Source organism: Micromonospora sp. NPDC023644, assembly GCF_040640115.1.
Classification (GTDB): domain Bacteria; phylum Actinomycetota; class Actinomycetes; order Mycobacteriales; family Micromonosporaceae; genus Micromonospora.
The window spans coordinates 1-5,022 of record NZ_JBFABA010000106.1; the positions used below are offsets into that span (position 1 = coordinate 1).

General features: G+C 76.4%; 5 protein-coding genes and 1 rRNA gene. 2 read left to right on the forward strand and 4 right to left on the reverse strand.

Going from position 1 to position 5,022, the window contains the following annotated elements; translation table 11 throughout:
- Nucleotides 1-82 precede the first annotated feature (82 nt).
- Nucleotides 83-697, reverse strand: a complete 615-nt coding sequence (locus AB0G08_RS30005; protein WP_358094297.1) for a hypothetical protein — start codon at nucleotides 695-697, stop codon at nucleotides 83-85.
- A gap of 114 nt (nucleotides 698-811) precedes the next feature.
- Between AB0G08_RS30005 and AB0G08_RS30010 the strand changes: the two genes are divergently transcribed.
- Nucleotides 812-1,150, forward strand: a complete 339-nt coding sequence (locus AB0G08_RS30010) for an SCP2 sterol-binding domain-containing protein (protein WP_358094300.1) — start codon at nucleotides 812-814, stop codon at nucleotides 1,148-1,150.
- 64 nt (nucleotides 1,151-1,214) lie between these two features.
- On the opposite strand, the gene AB0G08_RS30015 is transcribed toward AB0G08_RS30010, so the two are convergent.
- Nucleotides 1,215-2,231, reverse strand: coding sequence for an HAD-IIA family hydrolase (locus AB0G08_RS30015; RefSeq protein ID WP_358094303.1), 1,017 nt, complete (start codon nucleotides 2,229-2,231; stop codon nucleotides 1,215-1,217).
- The gene (locus AB0G08_RS30020; RefSeq protein ID WP_358094306.1) at nucleotides 2,228-3,214 is read right to left on the reverse strand and encodes a Replicase polyprotein 1ab; all 987 of its coding nucleotides are present in this window, start codon (nucleotides 3,212-3,214) and stop codon (nucleotides 2,228-2,230) included. The genes AB0G08_RS30015 and AB0G08_RS30020 overlap by 4 nt, the downstream gene beginning before the upstream one ends.
- Between AB0G08_RS30020 and AB0G08_RS30025 the strand changes: the two genes are divergently transcribed.
- The gene (locus AB0G08_RS30025) at nucleotides 3,179-4,837 is read left to right on the forward strand and encodes a hypothetical protein (RefSeq protein WP_358094309.1); all 1,659 of its coding nucleotides are present in this window, start codon (nucleotides 3,179-3,181) and stop codon (nucleotides 4,835-4,837) included. The two genes, AB0G08_RS30020 and AB0G08_RS30025, sit on opposite strands and share 36 nt — an antisense overlap.
- A 92-nt stretch (nucleotides 4,838-4,929) precedes the next feature.
- Here AB0G08_RS30025 and rrf read toward each other — a convergent pair.
- Nucleotides 4,930-5,022 (reverse strand): 5S ribosomal RNA (gene rrf, locus AB0G08_RS30030); the annotation flags it as partial.

A 5,022-nucleotide genomic window follows, 5' to 3' on the forward strand; every position in this document is an offset into this window, starting at 1 on the left:
GGGCGGGCCGGGGCGGGCGCCGGGCGGCGGGGCGGGCCGGAAGGGGCCGCTCACGACCCGCTCCCGGCCGGGGCCGGGCGGGTCACGCCTCGCCCTCCGGCGGCCGCCTGCGGGCCGGCGCCTTCTTCGCCGGCCGGACCGGCTCCGCGGCGCCCTCGGTCGGAGCGAGGGCGGACGGCGTCCGCTTGGCCACCGCCTTCTTGGCGACGGCCTTCTTGGCCAGCGCCTTCTTCGCGACGGCCGGCCTCTCGACCGGGGTGCTCGGGGCGGGGGCCGCCGAGGTGGGCGCGGCCGGCTCGGCGGCCCCCGGGGCGGCCGACGGCCCGGCCGGCGACCCGGCCGGCACGGGGGGCGTCGGCGCGGCGGCGGGCACGGGCGGCGGGGCGCCGAGGGTGGCCTTGGCGTCGCGGAGCTGACGCTCCAGCTCGTGCACCCGTCGGGTCAGCTCGGCGACCTCGTCGGCGGTGGCGAGCCCCACCGCGCCGAGGGCCCGGTCCACCTCGAAGCGCACCAGCTTGGTCAGCGCCTCACGGTTGGCCGCGCCGGTGGAGACCAGCTCCTCGGCGAGAGTCTGCAGCTGGGCGGCGGTCGCCCCGCCGGAGCCGACGACCCGGCGAACCGCGTCCTGGGCCTTCTTCCGGGGCGCCTCCGTCAGGCCCATGGCCAGCTCGAGGTAGGCGCGCCACGCGTCCTGCATGCCTGATTCCTTCCGCGGGGCGGGGGTGTGCAGGTGCCACGCTACCGGGCACCCCGGGACGCCCTGTGCGGTACGGTGCCGGGGACGGCGTGGCGAGCGGTGAGGGGGGCGATCGTGGCCAGCGTGGACGAATGCCGGCAGGCGTTGCGGGATCTGGCGGCCCGGCTTGACCGCAACGCGGAGACGGTGCGGGAGAAGGTCGACTTCGACCGGACGCTGGCCTGCCGGATCACCGACCTGGAGACCGCCTTCCACGGCCGGCTCTCCGGCGGTCGCCTGGTCGACCTGGCCGACGGCGACGACCCGAAGGCCAAGATCGCGCTGAGCACCAGCAGCGACGACCTGCTCGCACTGGTGCGCGGCGACCTCGACGTCACCCGCGCGGTCACGTCCCGACGGGTGTCGATCAAGGCGAACCCGCTCGACCTGATGAAGCTGCGCAAGCTGCTCTGATGCCACGGGCGCGGTCGGTCTCGCCGACGCGCACGCGAGCCGGTCGCAGTGGTGCCGGCGGCCGTCAGCCGGAGAGGCCGAGTTCGGCCAGGGCCTTCCCGGCCTCGACCGACCCGGCACGGATCCGCGCCGGCTGCGCCGACCAGGCGGTCGCGCAGAGCGCCGCCAGGGCATCCAGCGGGCGGCCCGACCCGGAAAGTTCCAGCGTGTCGTCCCGCGGGGCCACCGACCATCCGCCGGCATCCGCCGGGCCCGGGACCCGCACCACGGCCGCCGGGTCGAAGAGCCCCGCCAGGTCCATCGAGACGTACGTCGGCCTGCGGTGCGGCGGGGCGGCGAGCAGTTCCGCCGCGTCGCTCACGCCGGTGAGCACGAGCAGGCTGTCCAGGCCGGCCCGCCGGGCGCCCTCGATGTCGGTGTCCAGCCGGTCGCCGACCAGCAGCGTCCGGCCCTGCCCGGCACGGCGGGCCGCCGTGGTGAACAGTGCCGGCTCGGGTTTGCCGACGACCACGTCGGGATCGCGGTTGAGCGCCGTGCGCAGCACGGCGACCAGGGCGCCGTTGCCCGGCAGTGGCCCCCGGCCACTGGGCAGGGCCGGGTCGGTGTTGGTGGCGACCCAGGTCGCGCCGCCGCGTACGGCCACCGACGCCTCGGCCAGGTCCGCCCAGCAGACCTGCGGGCCGAATCCCTGCACCACCGCGACCGGCGACTCGTCGGCCCGGGACACCGGGGTCAGCCCCACCGCGCGCAGCTCGGCCCGCAGCGCCTCGGTGCCGACGACCAGCACCGCGGCGCCGGCGGGAAGCCGGTCGCGAAGCAGCTCGGCGGCGGCCGCCGCGGAGGTGAGGACCTCCTCGGGCCGGGCGGGCACGCCCATCCCGGTGAGCAGGTCGGCCACCTCGCTGGAGCGGCGCGAGGCGTTGTTGGTCGCGTACGCCACCGACCGGCCCTCGGCGTGCAGCCGGCCGACCGCCTCGACCGCGCCGGGGACCGGCCGGTCGATCAGGTAGATCACGCCGTCGAGGTCGAAGACGACCAGGGCGTACCCGTCGACCAGCCGTTCCCCGGCACCCGTCGTCATCGCTGCGCGGTGTCCGACCCGCCCGTGGCGGCGTCCGACTCGTTGGCGGCGCTGTCCGACCCGTTGGCGGCGGTGGGCTCGCCACCGCCTGCGGCGGCCGCGGTGTCGTCGCCGGCCGGACCGGCGGCGACGGCGTCCGCCTCGTCGTCGGTCAGCTCGTCCTCGGCCAGGTCGTCCGCGGGCACCGCCGCGACCGCTGCCTCGTCCTGCCGCTCGTCGGCGGTCCCCGAAACGTCCCGCCGGTCGTCGACGTCCTCGTCGGCGTCCTCGTCGGTCGGATCCGCGTCGCTGCCGAGGTCGGCGTCCGGCCGGGCCGGCACCGCGCCCGGGGCGCCGGGACCGGAGGCGACCGCCTCGGCGGGCTCCTCGTCCTCCTCGTCGCCCTCGATCACCACACCGTCGAGCTCCAGCAGCCGCTCGGCGGCGTCGGTCTCGCCCTCGGCGTCGACGTCGGCCGCCCGGGAGAACCACTCGCGGGCCTCGTCGCGACGGCCGACCGCGAGCAGCGCGTCGGCGTACGCGTAGCGCAGCCGGGCCGTCCACGGCTCCGCCGTCTCGCTCGTCAGGTCGGGAACCTGGAGCATGGCCACGGCGGCGTCCTTCTGGCCCAGGTCGCCCCGCGCCCCGGCCGCCACGATCAGCAGCTCGGTCGCGACGGCCCGGTCCAGCTTCTCCTGGTCCGCGCCACGGAACAGGTCGATCGCCCGCTCCGGCCGGCCCAGCGCCCGCTCGCAGTCCGCGAGCACCGCCAGGTGGCTCTGCAACCCGCTCATCCGGTGGTACGTACGCAGCTCCGCGATCGCGGTCTGCCACTCCCCCGCGTGGTACGCCGCCAGACCGACCGCCTCGCGGACGGCGGAGATCCGGGACGCGAGCCGACGGGCCGCCAGCGCGTGCGCCAGCGCCTCGGCCGGGTCCTCGTCGATCAGCTGACCCGTCGCCACCAGGTGCCGGGCGACCGTCTCGGCGACCGGCTTCGCCAGCGAGAGCAGTTCGGCCCGGACGTCCTTGTCGAGGTCGGTCGCGACGATCTCGTCGGGCAGTGCGGGAGCCGACGTGCGCTCCCCCTCCGCCTCCGGACGGTCCCGCCGCTCGTCGCGGCGCTCTCCGCCCCGGAAGCCGCCCTCACGACGGTCGCCCTGGCGGTCGCCGCCGCGGTAGCCACCCTCGCGGTCACCACCCCGGTAACCACCGGGACGGTCGCCACCCTCACGACGGTCACCGCCGCGGTAGCCACCTTCGCGGTCACCGCCACGGTAGCCGCCCGGACGGTCGCCACCCTCGCGACGGTCGCCGCCGCGGTAGCCACCTTCGCGGTCACCGCCGCGGAATCCGCCCGGACGGTCGCCACCCTCACGGCGGTCGCCGCCGCGGAAGCCACCCTCGCGGTCACCGCCACGGAATCCGCCCGGACGGTCGCCACCCTCACGACGGTCACCGCCACGGAAGCCACCCTCGCGGTCACCGCCACGGAATCCGCCCGGACGGTCGCCACCCTCACGACGGTCGCCGCCACGGAAGCCACCCTCGCGCGGCGGAGCGGAACGGAAGCCACCCTCGTGACGGTCACCGCCACGGAAGCCACCCTCGCGGTCGCCACCGCGGTAACCACTGGGACGGTCGCCACCCTCACGGCGGTCGCCGCCGCGGTAGCCACCTTCGCGGTCACCGCCGCGGAATCCGCCCGGACGGTCGCCACCCTCGCGACGGTCACCGCCGCGGAAGCCACCCTCGCGGTCACCGCCACGGAATCCGCCCGGACGGTCGCCACCCTCACGACGGTCACCGCCACGGAAGCCACCCTCGCGCGGCGGACCCGAACGGAAGCCACCCTCACGGCGCTCACCGCCGCGGAAGCCACCCTCGCGGTCACCACCACGGAAACTACCCGGACGGTCGCCACCCTCACGACGCTCGCCGCCACGGAAACCGCCCTCGCGCGGCGGACCCGAACGGAAGCCACCCTCGCGACGGTCACCGCCGCGGAAGCCACCCTCGCGGTCACCGCCACGGAAACCGCCCGGACGGTCGCCACCCTCACGACGGTCACCGCCGCGGAAGCCACCCTCGCGGTCACCGCCACGGAAACCGCCCGGACGGTCGCCACCCTCACGACGCTCGCCGCCACGGAAGCCACCCTCGCGCGGCGGACCCGAACGGAAGCCACCCTCACGGCGCTCACCGCCACGGAAGCCACCCTCGCGGTCACCGCCACGGAAACCGCCCGGACGGTCGCCACCCTCACGGCGGTCTCCACCGCGGTAGCCGCCGGAGCGCTCGTCACCGTCTCGACGGAAGCCACCTTCGCGGCGGTCGCCGCCGCGGGAACCATCGCGGTCGCCGCGGAAGCCGCCCTGGCGGTCGCCGGCGTCGCGGCGAGGGGCGCCGCCGCGGGAGTCGCCGTCACGCGGACCGGACCGGAAGCCTCCCTCGCGGGGGGCACCACCGCGGGAGTCGCCGTCACGGCGGTCGCCGCCGGCATACCCGCCGCGCTGACCGCCCCGGTCCTCCCGGTACGGGGGCCGGTCGTCGCGGCGCGGCGCGCCCTCGCGCCCACCCGAACGGTCTTCGTAGCGACGGGGACGATCTCCGCCCTGCGATCCTGAACTCACAGGTACATCCTTCCTCATTGCGTCACCCACGACGCTAACGCAGTCGAGGGCCGACCCGGATGGGGCGGCCCTCGACTGGAAAAGTTGTCCGGCGGTGTCCTACTCTCCCACACCCTCCCGAGTGCAGTACCATCGGCGCTGGAGGGCTTAGCTTCCGGGTTCGGAATGTAACCGGGCGT

Coding starts and splice junctions, on each gene's coding strand:
- AB0G08_RS30005 (WP_358094297.1), bottom strand. CDS start 697: ATGCAGGACGCGTGGCGCGCCTACCTCGAGCTGGCCATGGGCCTGACG.
- AB0G08_RS30015 (WP_358094303.1), bottom strand. CDS start 2,231: ATGACGACGGGTGCCGGGGAACGGCTGGTCGACGGGTACGCCCTGGTC.